Source organism: Streptomyces sp. NPDC001351 (genome assembly GCF_042896045.1).
GTDB lineage: Bacteria > Actinomycetota > Actinomycetes > Streptomycetales > Streptomycetaceae > Streptomyces.
Map to the genome: position 1 here is coordinate 970106 of NZ_JBIAWS010000001.1, position 21948 is coordinate 992053.

18 protein-coding genes are annotated in these 21948 nt (G+C 70.2%); 9 read left to right on the top strand and 9 right to left on the bottom strand.

What is annotated here, in order from left to right; genetic code table 11:
• Nucleotides 1-43: 43 nt before the first annotated feature.
• The 7 genes from ACFY1U_RS04470 to ACFY1U_RS04500 all read left to right on the top strand — a co-directional run bounded on the left by ACFY1U_RS04470 (nt 44) and on the right by ACFY1U_RS04500 (nt 8737).
• Nucleotides 44-910 (top strand): MHYT domain-containing protein, encoded by an 867-nt coding sequence (locus ACFY1U_RS04470; RefSeq protein ID WP_390692633.1) that lies wholly within the window; start codon nt 44-46, stop codon nt 908-910.
• 40 nt (nt 911-950) lie between these two features.
• Nucleotides 951-3089, top strand: coding sequence for an excinuclease ABC subunit UvrB (gene uvrB, locus ACFY1U_RS04475; protein ID WP_390692634.1), 2139 nt, complete (start codon nt 951-953; stop codon nt 3087-3089).
• Between the two features lie 159 nt (nt 3090-3248).
• A complete protein-coding gene (locus tag ACFY1U_RS04480; protein ID WP_115908810.1) occupies nt 3249-3827 on the top strand; it encodes a TerD family protein in 579 nt (192 codons plus the stop codon).
• An 84-nt stretch (nt 3828-3911) separates the two neighbouring features.
• On the top strand, nt 3912-5906 hold the full coding sequence (locus ACFY1U_RS04485; RefSeq protein ID WP_390692635.1) for a TerD family protein: 1995 nt from the start codon (nt 3912-3914) through the stop codon (nt 5904-5906).
• Between the two features lie 227 nt (nt 5907-6133).
• Nucleotides 6134-7135 (top strand): TerC/Alx family metal homeostasis membrane protein, encoded by a 1002-nt coding sequence (locus ACFY1U_RS04490; protein WP_389083228.1) that lies wholly within the window; start codon nt 6134-6136, stop codon nt 7133-7135.
• A 126-nt stretch (nt 7136-7261) separates the two neighbouring features.
• Nucleotides 7262-7576, top strand: a complete 315-nt coding sequence (locus ACFY1U_RS04495) for a hypothetical protein (RefSeq protein ID WP_390692636.1) — start codon at nt 7262-7264, stop codon at nt 7574-7576.
• A 60-nt stretch (nt 7577-7636) separates the two neighbouring features.
• Nucleotides 7637-8737: a calcium:proton antiporter gene (locus ACFY1U_RS04500; RefSeq protein ID WP_390692637.1), complete on the top strand. Its 1101-nt coding sequence runs from the start codon at nt 7637-7639 to the stop codon at nt 8735-8737.
• On the opposite strand, the gene ACFY1U_RS04505 is transcribed toward ACFY1U_RS04500, so the two are convergent.
• Nucleotides 8727-9998: an MFS transporter gene (locus tag ACFY1U_RS04505; protein WP_390692638.1), complete on the bottom strand. Its 1272-nt coding sequence runs from the start codon at nt 9996-9998 to the stop codon at nt 8727-8729. The two genes, ACFY1U_RS04500 and ACFY1U_RS04505, sit on opposite strands and share 11 nt — an antisense overlap.
• 227 nt (nt 9999-10225) lie before the next feature.
• Between ACFY1U_RS04505 and aroQ the strand changes: the two genes are divergently transcribed.
• Nucleotides 10226-10699 (top strand): type II 3-dehydroquinate dehydratase, encoded by a 474-nt coding sequence (gene aroQ, locus ACFY1U_RS04510; protein ID WP_383587474.1) that lies wholly within the window; start codon nt 10226-10228, stop codon nt 10697-10699.
• Nucleotides 10700-10724: 25 nt separating this feature from the next.
• Here aroQ and ACFY1U_RS04515 read toward each other — a convergent pair whose 3' ends face one another.
• The 5 genes from ACFY1U_RS04515 to ACFY1U_RS04535 all read right to left on the bottom strand — a co-directional run bounded on the left by ACFY1U_RS04515 (nt 10725) and on the right by ACFY1U_RS04535 (nt 15161).
• The gene (locus ACFY1U_RS04515; protein ID WP_390692639.1) at nt 10725-11477 is read right to left on the bottom strand and encodes an amino acid ABC transporter ATP-binding protein; all 753 of its coding nucleotides are present in this window, start codon (nt 11475-11477) and stop codon (nt 10725-10727) included.
• Nucleotides 11474-12376 carry an amino acid ABC transporter permease gene (locus tag ACFY1U_RS04520; RefSeq protein ID WP_115908817.1) on the bottom strand — a complete coding sequence of 301 codons (903 nt, stop codon included), beginning with the start codon at nt 12374-12376 and terminating at the stop codon, nt 11474-11476. Before ACFY1U_RS04520 ends, ACFY1U_RS04515 begins: the two co-directional genes overlap by 4 nt.
• Nucleotides 12373-13257 carry an ABC transporter substrate-binding protein gene (locus ACFY1U_RS04525; protein WP_390692845.1) on the bottom strand — a complete coding sequence of 295 codons (885 nt, stop codon included), beginning with the start codon at nt 13255-13257 and terminating at the stop codon, nt 12373-12375. Before ACFY1U_RS04525 ends, ACFY1U_RS04520 begins: the two co-directional genes overlap by 4 nt.
• A gap of 505 nt (nt 13258-13762) precedes the next feature.
• Nucleotides 13763-14419 (bottom strand): MBL fold metallo-hydrolase, encoded by a 657-nt coding sequence (locus ACFY1U_RS04530; RefSeq protein WP_390692640.1) that lies wholly within the window; start codon nt 14417-14419, stop codon nt 13763-13765.
• Between the two features lie 55 nt (nt 14420-14474).
• The gene (locus ACFY1U_RS04535) at nt 14475-15161 is read right to left on the bottom strand and encodes a maleylpyruvate isomerase family mycothiol-dependent enzyme (protein WP_390692641.1); all 687 of its coding nucleotides are present in this window, start codon (nt 15159-15161) and stop codon (nt 14475-14477) included.
• Between the two features lie 229 nt (nt 15162-15390).
• Between ACFY1U_RS04535 and uvrA the strand changes: the two genes are divergently transcribed.
• Entirely contained in the window at nt 15391-18420 is a 3030-nt protein-coding gene (gene uvrA, locus ACFY1U_RS04540) for an excinuclease ABC subunit UvrA (protein WP_390692642.1), read from the top strand.
• 91 nt (nt 18421-18511) lie between these two features.
• On the opposite strand, the gene ACFY1U_RS04545 is transcribed toward uvrA, so the two are convergent.
• The 3 genes from ACFY1U_RS04545 to ACFY1U_RS04555 form a co-directional block, all read right to left on the bottom strand.
• Complete coding sequence (locus ACFY1U_RS04545) at nt 18512-19423, bottom strand: carbohydrate kinase (protein WP_390692643.1); 912 nt, start codon at nt 19421-19423, stop codon at nt 18512-18514.
• Nucleotides 19420-20523: a LacI family DNA-binding transcriptional regulator gene (locus ACFY1U_RS04550; RefSeq protein WP_390692644.1), complete on the bottom strand. Its 1104-nt coding sequence runs from the start codon at nt 20521-20523 to the stop codon at nt 19420-19422. The genes ACFY1U_RS04545 and ACFY1U_RS04550 overlap by 4 nt, the downstream gene beginning before the upstream one ends.
• A gap of 224 nt (nt 20524-20747) precedes the next feature.
• Nucleotides 20748-21704 carry a hypothetical protein gene (locus ACFY1U_RS04555; protein WP_390692645.1) on the bottom strand — a complete coding sequence of 319 codons (957 nt, stop codon included), beginning with the start codon at nt 21702-21704 and terminating at the stop codon, nt 20748-20750.
• Nucleotides 21705-21948: the final 244 nt, after the last annotated feature.

The following is a 21948-nucleotide window of genomic DNA, read 5'->3' on the forward strand; positions in this document are numbered from 1 at the left end:
CAGGGAATTCCGGGACGTAAGAGGGCGGGAAGGGCAGCCGCGCATGCAAGGCACGGTCGACGGATTCAGCTACGGACTCGTCACACCGGTGGTGGCCTATCTCATGGCCTCCCTCGGTGGCGCCCTGGGGCTGCGCTGCACGACCAGATCCATGCTCGTCGCCCACTCCTGGCGGCCGGGCTGGCTGGCCCTCGGATCGGCGGCCATCGGCTCCGGCATATGGACCATGCACTTCGTCGCGATGATGGGGTTCACGGTCAGACAGGCCCCGATCCACTACGACAAGCCGATCACGTTCGCCAGCCTCGGTGTCGCCATTGTCATGGTGGGTGTCGGGATCTTCATCGTCGGCTACAAGGGCGCGAGGGGAACGGCCCTGTTCACCGGGGGCACGATCACCGGCCTGGGAATCGCCTCGATGCACTATCTGGGCATGGCCGGAATGCGCCTGAACGGAAAGCTGGAATACAACACGATGACCGTCGGCGCCTCCGTCGTCATCGCGATGGTGGCCGCGACCGCCGCCCTGTGGGCGGCCGGACAGGTCAGGGGCTTCCTGTGGAGCGTGGGCGCGAGCCTCGTCATGGGGCTCGCCGTCAGCGGCATGCACTACACCGGTATGGCGGCCCTCAGCGTCCACCTCCACGACACTGCCGCCCCGGCCGCCGGCGACTCGCCCGCCGCGGCGCTGTGGCCCATGCTGGTGGGCCCCCTCGCCTTCCTCCTGCTCGCCGCGGTGGTCGTGATGTTCGACCCGCTGATGGTCATGGGCAAGCCCGCCCTGACCCCCGTCGAGGCCAAGCCGGGCGTCCCGGCCCACCCGGCCGTCCACCACCCGGCCCACCGCCCCCCGCTCCGCCCGGCCAGGCAGCCGGGCCGACGCAGCGCCCGCACCCCGCAAAACCGCTGATCGGCCGGCGTTGTCAGTGCCGGGTCGTACGGTTGATTCCATGCGGCCCGTTTCCAACATCGAACGCACGGTGGCGCCCTTCGAGGTCGTCAGCCCCTACCAGCCCAGCGGCGACCAGCCGCAGGCCATCGCCGAGCTCGCCCGGCGCATCGAGGCAGGCGAGAAGGACGTCGTCCTGCTCGGTGCGACCGGCACCGGCAAGTCCGCCACCACCGCGTGGATGATCGAGAAGCTTCAGCGCCCCACCCTGGTGATGGCGCCGAACAAGACCCTGGCCGCCCAGCTGGCGAACGAGTTCCGCGAGCTGCTGCCGAACAACGCGGTCGAGTACTTCGTCTCGTACTACGACTACTACCAGCCCGAGGCCTACGTCCCGCAGTCGGACACCTACATCGAGAAGGACTCCTCGATCAACGAGGAGGTCGAGCGCCTGCGCCACTCGGCGACGAACTCGCTGCTCACCCGTCGCGACGTCGTCGTGGTCGCCTCCGTCTCCTGCATCTACGGCCTCGGCACGCCACAGGAGTACGTGGACCGCATGGTCCCCCTCAAAGTCGGCGACGAGATCGACCGCGACCAGCTGCTGCGCCGCTTCGTCGACATCCAGTACACACGCAACGACCTGGCCTTCACCCGGGGCACCTTCCGCGTCCGCGGTGACACCATCGAGATCTTCCCGGTCTACGAGGAACTCGCCGTCCGCATCGAGATGTTCGGCGACGAGATCGAGGCGCTCTCCACGCTCCACCCGATCACCGGCGAGATCATCAGCGACGACCAGCAGCTGTACGTCTTCCCGGCCTCCCACTACGTCGCGGGCCCCGAGCGCATGGCGCGAGCGGTCAACGACATCGAGAAGGAGCTCGGCGAGCGCCTGGCCGAGCTGGAGAAGCAGGGCAAGCTGCTGGAGGCCCAGCGCCTGCGGATGCGGACGACGTACGACCTCGAGATGCTCCGCCAGATCGGCTCCTGCTCCGGCGTGGAGAACTACTCGATGCACTTCGACGGCCGGCAGCCCGGCTCTCCGCCCAACACCCTGCTGGACTACTTCCCGGACGACTTCCTGCTGGTCATCGACGAGTCCCACAACACGGTCCCGCAGATCGGCGCGATGTACGAGGGTGACGCCTCCCGCAAGCGCACCCTCGTCGACCACGGCTTCCGGCTGCCCTCCGCCCTCGACAACCGGCCGCTGAAGTGGGAGGAGTTCCAGGAGCGCATCGGGCAGACGGTCTATCTGTCGGCGACCCCGGGCAAGTACGAGCTCTCGCGCGCGGACGGCGCCGTGGAGCAGATCATCCGCCCCACCGGCCTGATCGACCCGGAGGTCGTCGTCAAGCCCACCGAGGGCCAGATCGACGACCTGGTGCACGAGATCCGCACCCGCACCGAGAAGGACGAGCGCGTCCTGGTCACCACCCTCACCAAGAAGATGGCCGAGGACCTCACGGACTACTTCCTGGAGCTCGGCATCCAGGTCCGCTATCTACACAGCGACGTCGACACCCTGCGCCGTGTCGAGCTGCTGCGCGAACTGCGCTCCGGCGAGTTCGACGTCCTGGTCGGCATCAACCTGCTGCGCGAGGGTCTCGACCTGCCCGAGGTGTCCCTGGTGGCCATCCTCGACGCCGACAAGGAAGGCTTCCTGCGTTCCGGTACGTCGCTGATCCAGACCATCGGCCGCGCCGCGCGCAACGTCTCCGGCCAGGTCCACATGTACGCCGACAAGATCACGCCGGCGATGGAGAAGGCCATCGAGGAGACCAACCGCCGCCGGGAGAAGCAGGTCGCGTACAACACGGCCCACGGCATCGACCCCCAGCCGCTCCGCAAGAAGATCAACGACATCGTCGCCCAGATCGCCCGAGAGGACGTCGACACGGAGCAGCTGCTCGGCTCGGGCTACCGCAAGCTGAAGGACGGCAAGGGCGCCAAGGCACCGGTACCCGCCCTCGGCTCCAAGGCGGCCGGCGGTGCCAAGTCCGCCAAGGGCAAGGCCAAGGAGACGGTCCCGACCGACCGTCCCGCCGCCGAACTCGCCGAGCAGATCGAGGAGATGACGGCGCGCATGCGGGCGGCCGCCGCCGACCTCCAGTTCGAGATCGCGGCCCGGCTGCGCGACGAGGTCTCCGAGATGAAGAAGGAACTGCGTCAGATGAGGGAGGCGGGGCTGGCCTGACCACCCGCTGCCGCTGCCGGACCTCGGCCCATCCGTTCTGTGTTGCAAGACCGACACAAAGTACGGGCCGGGGTGCGGCAGTCTCGGCGGCCCTGCGTAGGGTTTTGGGCAACCGCGGACTTTGCGGCAACAGGGGACAGTTCGAGAGGGGAACAGCGCGTGACCGTCAACATGACCAAGGGTCAGGCCATCAGTCTGCAGAAGAACGACGGAGGCAGCCTGACCGCGGTCCGTATGGGTCTCGGCTGGCAGGCGGCTCCCCGGCGCGGCCTGTTCGGCTCGCGCACCCGGGAGATCGACCTGGACGCCTCCGCCGTCCTGTTCGCCGACAAGCAGCCGGTCGACGTCGTCTTCTTCCGCCATCTGGTGAGCGACGACGGCTCCGTGCGCCACACCGGTGACAACCTGGTCGGCGGCGTGGGCCAGGGCGGCGACGACGAGGCGATCCTCGTGGACCTGGCACGTGTCCCGGTCCACATCGACCAGATCGTCTTCACCGTGAACTCCTTCACCGGCCAGACGTTCCAGGAGGTGCAGAACGCGTTCTGCCGCCTGGTCGACGAGACCAACGGCCAGGAGCTCGCCCGCTACACGCTGGCGGGCGGCGGCGCCTACACGGCGCAGATCATGGCGAAGGTGCACCGCTCGGGCCCGGGCTGGACGATGACGGCCCTCGGCACCCCGGCCAACGGCCGCACCTTCCAGGACCTGATGCCGGCGATCCTGCCGCACCTGTAGAGCCCACCCCGCCAGGGCCCGCCACGAAGACCGGCCCTGGCGGCACTCGACACGACACACCAGCGACACAGGGGGACGAGGGCGATGACGGCCGAGCTGGTGCGGGGGCAGAACCACCCGCTCTCCCAGTCCCGTCTGGAGATCCGGGTCGCGGCCGGCACGCCGCTCGTGGCCTCGGCCACGCTCAGCGACGAAAACGGCAAGGCACGCGGCGTCGACTGGGTGGCCCACCCGGGCGCGCCCACCCTGCCCGGGCTCGAGGTCTCCAAGCAGGCGGCCGCCGACCACCGTCTCGCGGTGGACCTGGACGCCATGCCGGAGGCCGTGCACCGGGTCAACGTGCTGCTTGCCCTGCCCACGGCGGGCGGACAGGGCCCGGTCCGCTTCGGTACGGTCGCCGCCCCCTTCGTGGCGGTCACCGGCCTGGACGGCACCGAGGTCGCCAGCTACACCATCACCGGTCTGGACGCCGAGTGCGCCGTCGTCGCCCTGGAGCTCTACCGCCGGCAGGGCGCCTGGAAGGTGCGTGCCGTCGGCCAGGGGTATGCGGGCGGCCTCGCCGAGCTCTTCGCCGACCAGGGCCTGACCGAGGCCCACCGCCTGGCGGGCATCATCAACGAGGCGGTGGCCCAGGGCCTTGCCCGATCGGTGCCGGCACCCCCGCAGCGCACCGCGGAGGGGGATCGCACCCGCCAGGCCGCCGCGCCGGCGTACGGACCCGACCAGGCCGCGGCGCCCCAGGGCGCCCCCGGCCCCGTACCCCCGCAACCCACATCTCCGTACGGACCACAGGGCACCCAGCCCGGCTACCCGGCGGATCCTTCCGCGGTCACGCAGCCGTCCTCGCCCACTGCCGGTGGCCCGGTCGACTACAGCCACCCGGGCCGGCAGGCCGCCGCTCCGCCACCGCCCCCGCCGACCGCGCCCCCGGCCCCGCCCGGACAGCCCGCGCCGCCGGTCGCGGGCGACGCGACCGGCTGGTCCATGGACGAGCGGCTGTACAACCAGGTCTGGGGGATGTTCGAGGACCTGGCCCGCACCACGGCCGCCTACCGCAGCGCCGTCGACTTCGCCGACTCGCGCATGGAGAAGGAACTCGACCAGGCCCTGTCCGACCCGCGCAGCAGAATCGGCGGACAGGGCGACGCCGCGCGTGAGGCGGCCCGCGCCAAGCACGCGCAACTCGTCGACCAGGCCAGGGCGGCGCTCGACCGGGACCTCGCCCAGCTTGCCGCCGAGGCCGAGGTCGTCGAGCCCGCGCTGCCGCCCGCGTACGCGCGCTGGGACAACCCCGTGTGGCACGGCTACCGGGTGCCGATGGAGATCCCCATGGCCCTGCGCCTGGGCGACCTCTCGCTGCCCGAGAGCGAGCTGCTGCGCATCCCGATGCTGGTCCGCCTGCCGCTCGAACGCGGCCTGTGGATCGACAGCGGACGTCCCGCGTCCCTCGACGACTCGTCCGTAAACGCCGATGAGCTGGGACGCCTTGCGATGGACACGGCGGTGGCACTCGCGGCACGACTGCTCGCGGTCTACCCCGCGGGCGAGTTCACCGTGCATGTCATCGACCCGGCCGGCTCCGCAGCCCAGGCGCTCACGCCGCTGGTGCACAGCGGCGTGCTCGCGACCCCGCCCGCCCTGGGCGCGGCAGGCGTGGCGGACGTCCTGACCCGGCTCACCCAGCGCGTCGACCTGGTGCAGATGGCGGTGCGCGGCGGTGCGGCCGACTCGCTCCCGCCCGGCCTGGACACCGCCGAGCAGCTCCTGATCGTCAACGACTTCCCGCACGGCTTCGACGACCGGGCGGTGACCCAGCTGCGCTACCTCGCGGACGAGGGCCCGGCCGTGGGCGTCCATCTGATGATGGTCGCGGACCGCGAGGAGGCCGCCGGCTACGGGCCTCTGCTCGACCCCCTGTGGCGTTCGCTGCTGCGTCTCACCCCGCTGCCCGACGACCATCTCGCCGACCCGTGGGTCGGCCATGCCTGGACCTACGAGCCGGCCCTCGTGCCGCCCGGCAGCCAGGTGCTCCAGCAGGTCCTCACCCAGGTGGCAACGGCTCGCACCAAGTACCGGTAAGGGTGTCCTGAACTGGCACTTTGACCTTTACTTTGCTAATCGCTTTACCTTCCCTTGGTGATTGGGGTACTGTAGTCCTCACGGAGGGGAGTACTCCCTGTCGACTGCGGCGTACCCGTCAATACGGATCAGAGCTGATCCCGGGGCGTCGGCCCACCCTGGGTGGAAGAGACCTCCGGCAGCGCGACGACGCTGGTCATCTGCCGTTACGTATTGCCGGAGGCACAGTGGATGTTTCCCCGACCCTGTGGGTCCTGACCATCGTGGGCCTTGCCGCCCTGATCGCGGTCGACTTCTTCATCGGCCGCAAGCCGCACGACGTCTCGATCAAGGAAGCCGGAATCTGGACGGTCGTCTGGATCGCCCTGGCCGGTCTCTTCGGCCTCGGTCTGCTCCTCTTCGGTGGCGGCCAGGCCGGCGGCGAGTTCTTCGCGGGCTTCATCACCGAGAAGTCCCTGAGCGTCGACAACCTCTTCGTCTTCGTCCTGATCATGGCGAAGTTCGCGGTGCCCTCCCAGTACCAGCAGCGGGTGCTGCTCGTCGGAGTCCTCATAGCCCTGGTCCTGCGGGCGATCTTCATCGCGGCCGGTGCGGCGATCCTCGCCAGCTTCGCGTGGGTCTTCTACCTCTTCGGCGCCTTCCTCATCTGGACCGCCTGGAAGCTCATCCAGGAGGCCCGGGCCGATGAGGAGGACGAGGAGTTCGAGGAGAACAAGCTGCTCAAGGCCGCCGAGCGCCGCTTCGGCGTTGCCGACCGCTACCACGGCACCAAGCTGTGGATCCAGCAGAACGGCAAGCGGGTCATGACGCCGATGCTGGTCGTGATGCTCGCGATCGGCACCACCGACGTCCTGTTCGCGCTCGACTCGATCCCCGCGATCTTCGGCCTGACCCAGGACCCGTACATCGTCTTCACCGCCAACGCCTTCGCGCTGATGGGCCTCAGGCAGCTGTACTTCCTGATCGGCGGACTGCTGAAGAAGCTGGTCCACCTCAGCTACGGCCTGTCGATCATCCTCGGCTTCATCGGCGTCAAGCTGGTGCTGCACGCGCTGCACGAGTCCGGCGTGCACGTCCCGGAGATCTCCATCCCGGTCTCCCTCGGCGTGATCTGCTCGGTCCTCGTGGTCACCACCATCACCAGCCTGCGGGCATCGAAGAAGCAGGCGGCGGCTCAGGCGGCGCACGGCGAGAGCGAAGGCGCTGCGAAGGACAGCATCCAGGCCTGACTGCGACGGACGTAGAAACAACCAGCACCGGGAGCGGTGCGCGGCGAATTGCCGACCACCCCTCCCGGTGCTTCGTTGAGTGCTGAGCGCTTCCGCCCGGGAGCGCCGCTGCCGGGTGGAGGCATCGTGGAAGCACCGATGAAGTTCGCGCAGATCATCGACTTCGAAACCGAGCGCATCGAGGAGATGCGGGCGCTGGTCCAGGAAGCGGACAAGCGTGCCTCGAGCCGCAGCGGCGGCCCGACGCACCGCCTGGTCCTCGAGGACAGGAATCAGCCGGGCCGCTACCTCGTCGTGATCGAGTTCGACTCGTACGACGAGGCCATGCGCAACAACAGCGATCCCGAGACGAGCAGGATGGCGGAGCAGATGGCCGCGCTGTGCAGCCGGCCACCCTCCTTCACCGACTGCGACGTCCGGGAGATGACCGAGCTGAAGTGACCGGCCCGGGCCCCGTACCGCCAGGGTGCGGGGCCCGTACGCCTCTGCGACGATCGCTGCATGATCGCTCGGCTCGGGTCGCTCACGACGCAGTGGACGTCCGTCGTGCCGGTGCTCGCGATCGTGCTGCTTGCCTTCACCTGGGGGCGTGATCTGCCCGCCGCGGTGGTCGTTGTGGTCACCCTCGTCCTCGCCGGCGCCGTCCTCGCCGCCGTGCACCATGCCGAGGTGGTCGCCCACCGGGTCGGCGAACCCTTCGGTTCGCTCGTGCTCGCCGTCGCCGTCACGGTCATCGAGGTCGCTCTGATCGTGACCCTGATGGCAGATGGCGGCGGCAAGAGCTCGACCCTGGCCAGGGACACGGTCTTCGCGGCGGTGATGATCACCTGCAACGGCATCGTCGGCCTCTGTCTGCTGGTCGCCTCCGTGCGCCACGGCACCGCGGTCTTCAACCCTGAAGGGACCGGAGCCGCGCTCGCCACCGTCGCCACCCTGGCCACGCTCAGCCTGGTACTGCCGACGTTCACCACCAGCAAGCCGGGCCCGGAGTTCTCCGGCGTACAGCTCACCTTCGCCGCGGTCTCCTCACTGATCCTCTACGGCCTGTTCGTCGCGACCCAGACCGTGCGGCACCGCGACTACTTCCTGCCCATCAGCCGCCAGGGCGGGGTGATCACCGGGGACGACCACGCGGACACCCCGGCCGTCCGCACCGCCTGGATCAGCCTGGGCCTGCTCGGTCTCGCGCTGATCGGCGTGGTCGGACTGGCCAAGGGCGTGTCGCCCACCATCGAGTCCGCAGTGGAGGCCGCCGGACTGCACCACGCGGTCGTCGGCGTGATCATCGCCCTGCTGGTGCTGCTCCCGGAGACCATCGCGGCCCTGCGCTCCGCCCGCCGCGACCGCGTGCAGACCAGCCTGAACCTCGCCCTCGGCTCCGCCATGGCCAGCATCGGCCTGACCATCCCCGCCGTCGCTCTGGCCTCCGTCTGGCTCTCCGGCCCGCTCGTCCTCGGCCTCGGCTCCACGGCCATGGTGCTGCTCGCCCTGACCGTGGTGGTGAGCTCGCTGACGGTGGTGCCGGGCCGGGCCACACCGCTGCAGGGCGGGGTCCATCTGGTGCTGTTCGCGGCGTACTTGGAGCTCGCGGTCAATCCATGACCGGCTCCGCGACGACCACCGCCGCCGGCCGTGTCTCCGGCAGCAGCGCGAAGCACCCCAGGCTCAACAGCGCGATTGCCGTCAGATACGCGCCCACGCCCCACGGCACCCGGCCCCCGTGCGCGGCCAGCGCCGTCGCCGCGATCGGCGTGAGCGCGCCCCCGAGCACCCCACCGAGGTTGTAGCCGACGGCCGCTCCTGTGCAGCGCACCCGCGGCTCGTACAGCTCGGGCAGATACGCGGCGATCACTCCGAACATCGTGACGAACGCGAGCAGCGCCCCCAGGAAGCCGGCGAACATCAGCAGCGGCTGACCGGTCGCGAGGAGGTAGACCGTCGGAAACATCCACGCGGTGGCGGCGGCGCACCCCACCAGGCACATCGGCCGCCGCCCGTAGCGGTCCCCGAGCAGCGCGGCCAGCGGGGTGAGCGCGCCCTTCACCACCACCGCGGCCATGACGCAGGTCAACATGACGGTACGGCTGACTCCGAGCCGCTCCGTCGCATACGCGAGGGACCAGGTCGTCACGGTGTAGAAGATCGCGTACCCGACCGAGAGCGCTCCGGCCGTGAGCAGGACGAGCCGCCAGTGGTCGCGTACGACCTCCGCGAGCGGCACGCGCGCGTGGTCCTCGATCTCGAGGAAGCTGGGGCTCTCGGCGAGCGACGACCGCAGCCACAGCCCCGCCGCGGCCGGCACACCCGCCGCCCAGAACGGCACCCGCCATCCCCACTGGGCGAACTGCGCGTCGGACAGCGTCACGGACAGTGCCAGCACCACACCATTGGCGAGCAGGAACCCCAGGGCGGGCCCGACCTGCGGGAAGCTCGACCACAGGGCACGCCGTTCGGCGGGCGCGTGCTCGGCGGTCAGCAGCACGGCCCCGCCCCACTCCCCGCCGAGCCCCAGCCCCTGAAGAAAACGCAGCACCAGGAGCAGCACGGGGGCGGCCACACCGATCGACTCGTACGCCGGCACACAGCCGACCGCGACCGTGGCGGCGCCGGTCAGCAGCAACGAGCCGACCAGGACCGGCCGGCGCCCGCGCCGATCCCCGATGTGCCCGAACAGCACCGAGCCCAGCGGCCGCGCCACGAAGCCCACGCCGAAGGTGACGAAGGCGGCGAGCGTCCCCGCCACCGGTGAGAACGCCGGGAAGAACAGTGGGCCCAGGACCAGTGCCGCGGCGGTCCCGTAGACGAAGAAGTCGTAGAACTCGATGGCTGTCCCGGCGAGCGAGGCGGCCGCGAGCCGCAGCATGGAGGGTCTCATTACGGTGCGTACGTCGTGCATGTCGCGTCAACTACCCACGGTGACAGCGGGTTACGGGGGCGCACGGGCGTGCTCGGGCCTCGCCGGTACGTGACGGTGATGCGCCGGGCGTCCCGTCGGGAGTGCGGGCCGTCCCGCCGCGAAGGCACCGTGATAAACCGGGTGCGAACAGCGGTCCTCGACGGATCGCCGCACACCACCGGACCGGAGGAACCGTGCCCCGTACCCTGGCCAACGCCCCGATCATGATCCTCAACGGGCCCAACCTGAACCTGCTCGGCCAGCGCCAGCCGGAGATCTACGGCAAGGACACCCTCGCCGACGTCGAGGCCCTGTGCGCCAAGGCGGCCGCCGCGCACGGCGGCACGGTGGACTTCCGGCAGTCCAACCACGAGGGCGAGTTGGTCGACTGGATCCACGAGGCACGGCTGAACCACTGCGGGATCGTCATCAACCCCGGGGCCTACTCCCACACGTCAGTCGCGATTCTGGACGCGCTCAACACGTGCGACGGACTGCCCGTGCTGGAGGTGCACATCTCCAACATCCACCGGCGCGAGTCGTTCCGGCACCACTCCTACGTCTCCCTGCGCGCCGACGGCGTCATCGCCGGATGCGGAGTGCAGGGGTACGTGTTCGGCGTGGAGCGCGTCGCGGCGCTGGCGGGGGCCGCTCAGGCCGACGCGTAAGCCCCGCTCACCAGGCGCGCGAGTCTTACAGCCGGCCCGCTTCCACGATCCGTCGCAGGAACCGCTGTGTGCGTTCCTGCTGCGGGTCGCCGAAGACCTGCTCGGCGGTTCCGCGCTCCAGGACCACCCCCGAGTCCAGGAAACAAACCTGGTCGGCGACGTCCCGGGCGAAGCCCATCTCGTGCGTGGCCAGCACCATGGTCATGCCGTCGACCTTAAGGTCTCGCACCACGGTGAGGACCTCGCCGACGAGCTCGGGGTCGAGGGCGGCGGTGATCTCGTCGAGCAGCAGCAGCCGCGGCCGTACGGCCAGGGCGCGCACGATCGCCACACGCTGCTGCTGACCGCCGCTCAGCCGGTCCGGGTACTCGCCCGCCTTGCCGCCGAGCCCGAGCCGCTCCAGCAACTCCCGGGCACGCTCCTCGGCCTCCGCACGGGAGGCGCCGTGCACCCGCCGCGGGGCGAGGGTGATGTTGTCCAGGACCGTCATGTGCGGGAACAGGTTGTAGGCCTGGAAGACCACGCCGATACGGCGGCGTACCGCGTCCTGGTCGGCGCGCGGATCGGTGATCTCCTCGCCGTCCAGCCAGATCGCCCCGTCGTCGATCTCCTCCAGGAGGTTCGCGCACCGCAGCAGCGTCGACTTGCCCGAGCCGGAGGCGCCGATCAGCGCGGTCACCGTGTGCGGCGCGACCTCCAGGTCGACGTCGCGCAGGACGACCGAGTCGCCGAAGGTCTTGCGCACGGACTCCATGCGCAGCACGGGCGCGTCGCTCATATCGATCCTCCCTGGGCCCGCCGGCGGTCCATCCGTGCCGTCACCCAGTCCGTGAAGCGGGTCATCGGGATGGTCAGCGCCACGAAGACCAGGCCCGCGACGATGTACGGCGTGTAGTTCAGGCTCCGCTGGGCGATGATGTCGGACGCCCGGACGGCGTCGATCGCACCGCCGATCGACACCAGCCCGGTGTCCTTCTGGAGCGACACCAGGTCGTTCAGCAGGGGCGGCACCTGACGGCGTACCGCCTGGGGCAGCACCACGTGCCGCAGCGCCTGCCGGTTGGTCAGGCCCAGCGAGCGGGCTGCGGCGCGCTGCGACGGATGCACCGACTCGATGCCTGCGCGGAACACCTCGGCGACGTACGCCGAGTACGTCAGGGTCAGCGCCGTACCGCCCAGCCACACGGGATCGACGGTCACGCCCTGGAGGCGCAGCGCAGGAACGCCGAAGACGACGATCATCAGGTTGATGATCAGCGGCAGACCGCGGAAGAAGTCCGTGTACGCGGCCGCGAGCGCCCGCAGGGGGAAGAACACCGGCCCCGGCAGGGTCCGTGCGACGGCGATCAGCATGCCCAGGACAAGCACCAGCACACCGCAGATCAGCAGCAGCCGGATGTTGAGCCACAGCCCTTCGAGGACCTTGGGGAACGCCTCGCGTGCGTAGCCCGCGTCGAAGAAGGTCTCCTTGGTGCGCTCCCAGCCGGGAGCGCTGACGACGACCAGGTAGAGGACGACGGCGGTGACGAGCGTCGAGACGGCGGCGATGGCCGTCGCACGACGGGCACGCGCGCGCTTGTAGCGCTCGCGTGCCAGCCGCCGCTCGGACGGGGTGTACCCGTCGGGCATGTCACCCTGGCCCGCGTCCTGCCCGGACTCCTCCTTCGTGACCGTCACTTGAGTACCGGGGCGTCGACGGCGTCGGACAGCCACTGCTTCTCCAGCTTCGCCAGCGTGCCGTCCTTGCGGAGGGCGTCCACGGCCGACGACACGCACGAGGTGAGGTCACTGCCCTTGTCGAGGACGAGACCGAACTGCTCGGGCGTACCGCCCTGGTTCTCGAACTGACCGACGATCTTGGCGTCGGTCACCTGGGCGGCGGTGACGTAGAAGGCGGTGGGCAGGTCGGTGACGATCGCGTCCACCTGGCCGTTCTTGAGCGCGGAGATGGCCTGGTCGTTCTTGGAGTACGCGGCCGCCTCCTGCGAGGGCTTCACCACGTCGCTGATGTAGTTCAGGCTCGTGGTGCCCACCTGGGCGCCCAGCTTGAGGCCCTTGAGATCCGCGATGCTGGTCGCCTTCGCGGCCTTCGAGCCCTTCAGTGCGATGACGGCCTGGCGCACGTCGTAGTAGCCGGAGGAGAAGTCCACGGCCTTCTTGCGCTCGTTGCTGATGGACACCTGATTGATGTCGAAGTCGAACGTCTTCACGCCGGGTGCGAAGGCCTTGTTGAAGGGCACCTGCTGCCAGACGACGGCGCTCTTGTCGTAGCCCAGCTGCTGCGCCACCGCATAGGCGACGGCCGACTCGAAGCCCTTGCCGTTGGCGGGCTTGTCGTCCTTGAACCACGGCTCGTAGGCGGGCTCGTCCGTGGCGATCGTCAGCTTGCCGGACGCCTTGGTGGCCAACTTGCCCTTGGCGCAGGTCTTCGAGGCCGAACCGGACGGTGTGGCCGCCGCCTTGTCCTCCGGCTGCGGAGCGCAGCCGACAGCGGTGGCGAGCAGGCCTATGGTTGCCGCGGCGACGGCGCGGCGCAGTGCGCGAGGGGCGAGGTGCATGGCGGGAGAGTGGCAGTCCGGCGTCCCGTTTGTCGAGGTCACGACGGGAATTGTCCGCATAGTGGGAACACGTGTTGCGATCTTGTGAAATCTTCCGGAGAGAACGCCGGGGCCGCCGGTCGAGGGCGGGGATGGAAAGACCGGCGGCCCATACCGCGCAGGAGCCGTCATCCTGTGCGGGGCTGCTTCCAGTTGACTGCGCAACAAGGTGCCCGGGGAGCGCGCGCAGGACTTCGGCTCGTGTGAATGGTTCACACGGGGCGCGTGCGTCAAGTCGGCGCGGGTGTACGGGGAGTTCGCGCCGGAGCGCGGACCGAGCGCGGGGCGCTCCCCTGCACATCACGAGGTCTGCGCCACCGGGATGTGACGCATCGGCCGCCCTGCGCGCTGTAGGGCATGACTCCCATGGGTCAGGGCCCGTCCTCTCGAGGCGGCAAGCGGGCCGAGGCGTACAGGGGCGGTCAGGTCGTAGTGCCTGACCGCCCCTGTGTGCCGTTCGGCGTTCTCACCACCCGCGCGCGTGCCACTCCGGCAGCTGCGGCCGCTCCGCGCCCAGCGTCGTGTCGTTGCCGTGCCCGGGATAGACCCAGGTCTCGTCCGGAAGCACGTCGAAGATCTTCGTCTCGACGTCGTGGATCAGACTGGCGAACGCTTTCGGATCCTTACGGGTGTTGCCGACGCCCCCGGGGAAGAGGCAGTCCCCCGTGAAGACATGGGGATGCCCGTGCGGGTCGTCGTAGACGAGGGCGATCGAGCCCGGCGTGTGCCCGACCAGGTGGCGAGCGGTGAGCTCCACGCGCCCCACCCGGATGGTGTCGCCGTCGTCGACCAGGACGTCGGTCGGCACCGGGATGCCGACGGCGTCCTCCCGGCCCGCGTAGGTGCGGGCGCCGGTGGCCGTGACGACCTGGGCGAGCGCCTGCCAGTGGTCGCCGTGCTGATGGGTGGTGACGACGGAGGCGATGCCGTCGTCACCGATCATGCCGAGCAGCGTGTCCGCGTCGTTGGCCGCGTCGATCAGCAACTGCTCATCGGTGGCCCGGCAGCGCAGCAGATAGGCGTTGTTGTCCATCGGGCCGACCGCGATCTTGGTGATCATCAGGTCCTTCAGCTCGTGCACATCCGCCGGGCCGCCGACCGTCACCTGTCCGCTGTACGTCATGGCGGCAGCCTATAGCGGGGGAGCGCGGCAGGAGCCCCCGCCATGGGCCGCGCGGTCACAACGGGGGGAGCGCCGGCAGCGGGCCGCCCTGCACGGTGAGTCCGGAGCCGTCGCGGCGGCCGGCCAGCCAGCCGAGCAGCTCCGGCCCCGGGCCCGAGACGGTGACCTCCGGCTCCGTGGCCTCCCGGCCCGTCCGCCACGTGCGCGTACCGTCCGTCAGCTCTGTGGGGGGCACATCGGGATGCCCGGAGAAGCGTGCGGCGAGGAAATCGATCTCCCGCTGTGAGAACTCGGACGGCAGATCCTCCAGCTCGTACCCGATGCCGAGGTCCACATGGTGCAGTTCCACCTCGACCCACCGGCGGAACGGCACCCTGGACGCCGAGTCGGTGACTCCGTTGCGCAGCTCCACCGTGCGCGACCAGTCCGCCGGCGCCGCGCCCGTCTCCTGGAAGCGGGCCGCGCTGTCGCGCAGGTCGGTGAGCTGGACGTCGAGGGGGCGTGGGGCGTCCCGCTCGATGTCGGCGTCGCGGGCCTCCCCGGACGGATACATGGGACGGCCCTCGAGGACGTTCACCAGGGCGTCCGCGTTGCGGGCGAGGTGGGCGAGGACATGGCCGCGGCTCCAACCAGGAAGCCGTGACGGCTCGGCCACCGATGCGTTGTCCAGCTTGGCGGCTGCGCTGAGCAGCCGGTCCGTTGCGTCACGTACAGACGCCAGGTCATGACCGTGATCAATCATGCTGCTGACCTTAGCTCCGCCACACCTTTGGGTGAAGGTGGTGAAGCCGTGCCGTAAATCGAATGCGCGTGCTATATGGTCGGGCGTGGCGTCGGGCATGCTGGAGTGCCGGGGATTGTTATGCAACCCGGGAATCCGACCGGCGTTGTCAGTGGCTCCCCCTAGTCTGAGAAAGCACGGGGGCCTCGCCCCTGTCACTCCTCTCAAGCCAAGAAAGGTGCGGACCGGCGTGGCCGACCGTCTCATCGTCCGTGGCGCGCGCGAGCACAACCTCAAGAATGTCTCGCTCGACCTGCCGCGCGACTCGCTCATCGTCTTCACGGGCCTGTCGGGGTCGGGCAAGTCCTCGCTGGCCTTCGACACCATCTTCGCCGAGGGGCAGCGGCGCTACGTGGAGTCGCTCTCCTCGTACGCCCGCCAGTTCCTCGGTCAGATGGACAAGCCGGACGTCGACTTCATCGAGGGTCTGTCCCCGGCCGTCTCCATCGACCAGAAGTCGACCTCGCGCAACCCGCGCTCGACGGTCGGCACCATCACCGAGGTCTACGACTACCTGCGTCTGCTCTTCGCGCGCATCGGCAAGCCGCACTGCCCCGAGTGCGGCCGCCCGATCTCGCGCCAGTCGCCGCAGGCCATCGTCGACAAGGTCCTGGAGCTGCCGGAGGGAAGCCGCTTCCAGGTGCTGTCGCCGCTGGTGCGCGAGCGCAAGGGTGAGTTCGTCGATCTCTTCGCCGATCTCCAGACGAAGGGCTACTCACGCGCGCGCGTGGACGGCGAGACCATCCAGCTCTCCAGCCCGCCCACACTGAAGAAGCAGGAGAAGCACACCATCGAGGTGGTCGTCGACCGCCTCACGGTCAAGGACTCCGCCAAGCGCCGGCTCACCGACTCCGTGGAGACCGCCCTCGGCCTGTCCGGCGGCATGGTCGTGCTCGACTTCGTCGACCTCCCGGAGGGCGACCCCGAGCGCGAGCGCATGTACTCGGAGCACCTGTACTGCGCGTACGACGACCTGTCCTTCGAGGAGCTGGAGCCGCGCTCCTTCTCCTTCAACTCGCCCTTCGGCGCCTGCCCCGACTGCACCGGCATCGGTACGCGCATGGAGGTCGACCCCGAGCTGATCGTCCCTGACGAGGACAAGTCCCTCGACGAGGGCGCCATCCACCCCTGGTCGCACGGCCACACCAAGGACTACTTCGGCCGCCTGATCGGCGCCCTGGCGGACGCGCTGGGATTCCGCACCGACATCCCCTTCGCGGGTCTGCCGCAGCGCGCCAAGAAGGCGCTGCTGCACGGCCACAAGACGCAGATCGAGGTCCGCTACCGCAACCGGTACGGGCGCGAGCGCGTCTACACCACGCCCTTTGAAGGTGCCGTCCCCTTCGTCAAGCGCCGGCACAGCGAGGCCGAGAGCGACGCCAGCCGCGAGCGCTTCGAGGGCTATATGCGCGAGGTGCCCTGCCCCACCTGTGAGGGCACCCGCCTGAAGCCGATCGTCCTCGCGGTCACGATCATGGGGAAGTCGATCGCCGAGGTCTCCGGCATGTCCATCAGTGACTGCGCCGACTTCCTGGGCGAGCTGAAGCTCAACGCCCGCGACAAGAAGATCGCCGAGCGGGTCCTGAAGGAGGTCAACGAACGGCTGCGGTTCCTGGTCGACGTCGGCCTGGACTACCTCTCGCTGAACCGCGCGGCCGGCACCCTCTCCGGCGGTGAGGCCCAGCGCATCCGCCTGGCCACCCAGATCGGCTCCGGCCTCGTCGGCGTCCTGTACGTCCTGGACGAGCCGTCCATCGGCCTGCACCAGCGTGACAACCACCGGCTGATCGAGACCCTGGTCAGACTGCGCGACATGGGCAACACGCTCATCGTCGTCGAGCACGACGAGGACACCATCAAGGTCGCCGACTGGGTCGTCGACATCGGCCCCGGCGCCGGCGAGCACGGCGGCAAGGTCGTGCACAGCGGCTCCCTGAAGGAGCTGCTCGCCAACGCCGAGTCCATGACCGGCCAGTACCTGGCCGGCAAGAAGTCGATCCCGCTGCCCGACATCCGCCGCCCGCAGGACCCCTCCCGCAGGCTCACGGTGCACGGTGCCCGCGAGAACAACCTCCAGGACATCGACGTCTCCTTCCCGCTGGGCGTGTTCACGGCCGTCACGGGTGTGTCCGGCTCCGGCAAGTCCACGCTGGTCAACGACATCCTGTACACCCACCTGGCCCGCGAGCTGAACGGCGCGCGGAGTGTTCCCGGGCGGCACACGCGCGTGGACGGCGACGACCTCGTCGACAAGGTCGTGCACGTCGACCAGTCGCCCATCGGCCGCACCCCGCGCTCCAACCCGGCGACGTACACCGGCGTCTTCGACCACATCCGCAAGCTGTTCGCCGAGACCACCGAGGCGAAGGTCCGCGGCTATCTGCCCGGACGCTTCTCCTTCAACGTCAAGGGCGGCCGCTGCGAGAACTGCGCGGGCGACGGCACCATCAAGATCGAGATGAACTTCCTCCCGGACGTGTACGTCCCCTGCGAGGTCTGCCACGGCGCCCGCTACAACCGGGAGACCCTGGAGGTCCACTACAAGGGCAAGTCCATCGCCGAGGTCCTGAACATGCCCATCGAGGAAGCCATGAACTTCTTCGAGGCGGTCCCGGCGATCAACCGCCACCTCAAGACGCTGAACGACGTCGGTCTCGGCTATGTCCGGCTCGGCCAGTCCGCCACCACCCTGTCCGGTGGTGAGGCACAGCGCGTGAAGCTCGCCAGCGAGCTGCAGAAGCGCTCCACCGGCCGCACGGTCTACGTCCTGGACGAGCCGACCACCGGTCTGCACTTCGAGGACATCAGCAAGCTGCTGACGGTGCTCGCCGGACTGGTCGACAAGGGCAACACGGTCATCGTCATCGAGCACAACCTCGACGTGATCAAGACCGCCGACTGGATCGTCGACATGGGCCCCGAGGGCGGCGCCGGCGGCGGACTCGTCGTCGCCGAGGGCACGCCCGAGGAGGTCGCGGGGATCCCCGCCAGCCACACCGGCAAGTTCCTGCGGGAGATCCTCGGCGCCGACCGGATCAGCGACGCCAGTTCGGTACCGGCCCCGCGCAAGACCGCGGCCAGGAAGACGGTCGCGGCCGGGTCGGCGGCGAAGAAGACGGCGACGGCCAGGACCGCCAACAACACGGCCACGAAGAAGGCTGCCGGCGCCACGAAGAAGGCCACGCCCGCGAAGAAGACGACGCGGGCACGCAAGGCCTGAGCGGATCCAGAAGAGTGCGGCGCCCCGCGGGAGAACTTCCCGCGGGGCGCCTGCCCGTTGCAAGCCGGGCTCGCACGCGCGTTACGGCCTCCTACACCTCGTCCAGTTCGGAGGCATACGGCGGCTCCGCGCCCGCCCGGGAACAGGTGATCGCGGCGGCCCGCGCCGCGAAGCGCAGCAGTCTGGTCCAGCCGCCGGCGCCCAGTCCCACAAGCGCCTCGGCGGACAGGGCGTCCTGGGCGGCCAGACCGTGCAGGAGAGCCGCGTTCACCGTGTCGCCGGCGCCGATGGTGTCGACGACGTCGACCTTCTCGCCCGGTACGGGATACACGGCCCCGTCTCGGGTGAAGGCGCTGAGCCCGTCGCCGCCATGGGTGATCACGACGGCCGCGGGTCCGGCGGCCAGCCACTCCCGCGGGGAGCCGCCCAGCCACAGGGCGTCCTCCTCGGAGAGCTTGAGCAGCGAGACCGAGGGCAGCCAGCTCCGAAAACGCGCCCGGTAGGCGTCCGCGTCAGGAATCAGGCCCGCCCGGATGTTGGGGTCGAGCGCGGTGAACACGCCCTGCGCGGCCGCGGTCCGCAGCAGGGTCTCGTAGGCCGTCGCCCCGGGCTCCAGGACGAGCGAGCAGGTGCCGAAGGACACGGCCCGCGTGTCGGCGGGGAGCGCCTCGGGCGCCACGAACAGCCGGTCGGCGGTGCCCTCGACGTAGAAGGAGTAGGCGGCGGATCCGTCCCCGTCGATCGTGGCGACCGCGAGGGTGGTCGGCTCCGCACCGCGCTGCACCGCCGAGACGTCCACGCCCGCTGACCGGAGCCCGTCGAGCAGCGCCTCGCCGAAGGCGTCGCGCGAGGTGCGGGAGCAGAACGCCGTGGGGGAGCCGAGACGGCCGAGGGCCACGGCCGTGTTGTACGGGCCGCCGCCGAGCGCCGGCTTCAGGCCCGCGAGGGCACCCGTGCCCTGCGGTACCAGGTCGATCAGGGCCTCACCGGCGACGACGATCACGAGGCGGTTCCTTTCTGGCGCTTGCCGAACGTCTCGGGCTTCTCGAATGTCTCGGGCTGTTCGGGGTGTTCGGACCGCGCCGTCTCCTCCGGGCAGCCGCACGAGGTCCGGTGGACGAGGGTGCAGGGCAGACGCAGGGTGCGGGCGGGACGGTCCGGGGAGGCGAGGCGTTCCAGGAGCACCCGCACCGCCTGGGCACCGATCTCCCGGCTGGGCTGGGCGACGGCGGTCAGCCGGGGCGAGAACACATCGGCCCAGGCGAAGTCGTCGAAGCAGCACAGGGCCATGTCCTCGGGCACCGACAGACCGCGCTCGCGCAGGGCGCGCAGCGCACCGATGGTCATCGCGTTGTTGGCGGTGACGAGTGCGGTGGGCGGAGTGGCGAGGGAGAGAAGAGCCGTGGTGGCGCGCTCGGCGTCGGCGGACTCGGAGTCGCCGTGCACCAGGAGGCGTTCGTCGTGGGGGAGCCCGGAGGCGGCGAGGCCGTGGCGGTATCCGGCGACGCGTTCGCGGGTGGTGCTGAGCCCGGGCCGGCCTGCTACCAGGGCGATCCGGCGGTGGCCGAGCTCGGCGAGATGGGTGACCAGCCGGGCGGTCGGTTCGACGCTCTCGGCGCACACCTGGTCGTAGGCGGGTGTGCCGTCGGCGGGGGTGGCGACGAGCCGGTCGAGGAAGACGGCCGGCACGCCGTGGCGGCCGAGGTAGGCGAGGAGGTCGCCCGGGTTCGCGGAGGGGGCGACGATCATGCCGTCGACCCGGCGTTCGTGCAGCAGCTGGACGACCTTGCGCTCGTGCTCCGGGTCGTCGTGCGGATCGGCGATGAGCAGGCTGTAGCCGTGTTCCAGGGCACCGGCCTCGACGCCCTGGAGGATCTCCGTGAAGTACGGGTTGCTGATCGCCGACACCGCGAGCCCGATGGAGCGGGTGCGCGCGGTCACCAGGGAGCGGGCGAGGGTGTTCGGGGTGTAGCCGAGCCGGTCGACGGCGTCCAGGACGGCCTGGCGGGTGTGGGGGAGGACGGGCCGGGTGTCGTTCAGGACGTGCGAGACGGTCGCCACGGAGACCCCGGCGCTTCGAGCGACGTCGGCCATGGTCGCCATCGCGTCCCCTTCCTGGGCCCCGCCCCTTCCTGGGCCCCGCCCCTTCCTGGGGCCCGCCCCTTCCTGGGGCCCGCCCCTTCCTGGGCCCCGCCCCTTCCGGCGGCACGGCGTGCCTTCGGCCAGGACGGTATCCCATCGAGGGCTCCGCGTAAACGCTTGCGCAAACGTTTACGTCCCGTAGTGGCGGAGAGGTGCGTCGATCCGGCCGGCCCGTGGGGCAGGGCTCACTCCCAGTCCCACCCGATGCCCACGATCCCCGTCCGTACCCGGGGCTCGACGAGGTGGACCGAGCGGTGGCGGCCGCTCATGGCCAGTTCCTGGCGGCCGCTGCGCGGGGCCGCGGGCGAGTGCTGGGCGAAGCGGTGGCAGCGGGAGGGCAAGGCCTGCTCGTGGAAATGCACCTGGAGCGCGTACTGCCCGCCGGCCGGGCCGAAGCCGCGGATGTACTCACGGGACACACCGGCGGTGCCGTCCTCGATGCCGTAGCGGAAGAGGAAGGTGTCCCCGGCCCGCAGGCGGGTGTCGAAGAGGAACTCGGCCACGAGCACGCCGGTGTCGTGGTGCACGCGCACGCGTCCCGTGCGGCAGTTCTCCAGTGCGTGCACCCGCATGCGGTCCGGCGCGCAGCCAGGGTCGCCGTGGTGGACGGCCACGAAGCGGTCGACCCCGTCCTTGTGGGCGCGCACTATGTGGTGGGACTCGCGCCCCGCCAGTTCGCGGTGCGCGCCGATGCGTACCCGCTCGTGGTGGCCCAGGGTGTGCAGACCCCCGTCCAGGGGCGAGCCCAGCTCGGCCAGCAGCCGCTCCAGGACGCCCGACGCCTCCACCAGTGAGCGGTAGGAACGGCCCGCGGACCGCCCCGCGCACGAGGGTTCGTCGGTCTCCGCGAGCAGCCGGATCAGGGATTCCTCCGGCAGCTGGAGGATCTCCTCCAGCGCGCGTACGGCCCGCAGGGACTCGGGGCGCTGCGGGCGTCGGGCACCCTGCTGCCAGTAACTCAGGCTCGTCACACCGACCTTGACGCCGTAGCGTGACAGATGGTGCTGCACGCGCTGCAGCGGCAGTCCGCGGGCGGCGATCGCGGCACGCAGCGCGACGTGGAAGGGGCCGCCCCGCAGGGCCGAGTCCAGTTCCGCGGTCACGACGGCGGCGACGTCCGCGTGCTGTGTGGCGTGCGGCATGCAGGGGCCTTTCTGTGAATGCTCGCTACGGCTGGTCGGGCCGGGTTGTGCGTGTTTCGGGGCCACCCCGTCGGCGCCGTGGAGTCTTCACATCCGTACGCCGTCGTTCCCGGTCCCGAGTTCCCCCGCATTGAAGCGTGTTGACCTAGTCCCGACAACACCTGAGACCCAACAGCGGCGCACTCCTGGCCGAGACGCGATCGGTGCCTCAAGTCGGCGCGCCGGCGTGGATCACCGAGGGTGA

What these genes read in the sequence shown, in the direction of transcription:
- ACFY1U_RS04525 (WP_390692845.1), bottom strand. Translation starts at nt 13,257, where the DNA reads ATGCACCTCGCCCCTCGCGCACTGCGCCGCGCCGTCGCCGCGGCAACC.
- ACFY1U_RS04505 (WP_390692638.1), bottom strand. Translation starts at nt 9,998, where the DNA reads ATGCTGCGGCTCGCGGCCGCCTCGCTCGCCGGGACAGCCATCGAGTTC.
- ACFY1U_RS04515 (WP_390692639.1), bottom strand. Translation starts at nt 11,477, where the DNA reads ATGAGCGACGCGCCCGTGCTGCGCATGGAGTCCGTGCGCAAGACCTTC.
- ACFY1U_RS04550 (WP_390692644.1), bottom strand. Translation starts at nt 20,523, where the DNA reads ATGGCGACCATGGCCGACGTCGCTCGAAGCGCCGGGGTCTCCGTGGCG.
- ACFY1U_RS04485 (WP_390692635.1), top strand. Translation starts at nt 3,912, where the DNA reads ATGACGGCCGAGCTGGTGCGGGGGCAGAACCACCCGCTCTCCCAGTCC.
- ACFY1U_RS04530 (WP_390692640.1), bottom strand. Translation starts at nt 14,419, where the DNA reads ATGACGTACAGCGGACAGGTGACGGTCGGCGGCCCGGCGGATGTGCAC.
- uvrB (WP_390692634.1), top strand. Translation starts at nt 951, where the DNA reads ATGCGGCCCGTTTCCAACATCGAACGCACGGTGGCGCCCTTCGAGGTC.
- ACFY1U_RS04470 (WP_390692633.1), top strand. Translation starts at nt 44, where the DNA reads ATGCAAGGCACGGTCGACGGATTCAGCTACGGACTCGTCACACCGGTG.
- ACFY1U_RS04500 (WP_390692637.1), top strand. Translation starts at nt 7,637, where the DNA reads ATGATCGCTCGGCTCGGGTCGCTCACGACGCAGTGGACGTCCGTCGTG.
- ACFY1U_RS04555 (WP_390692645.1), bottom strand. Translation starts at nt 21,704, where the DNA reads ATGCCGCACGCCACACAGCACGCGGACGTCGCCGCCGTCGTGACCGCG.
- ACFY1U_RS04535 (WP_390692641.1), bottom strand. Translation starts at nt 15,161, where the DNA reads ATGATTGATCACGGTCATGACCTGGCGTCTGTACGTGACGCAACGGAC.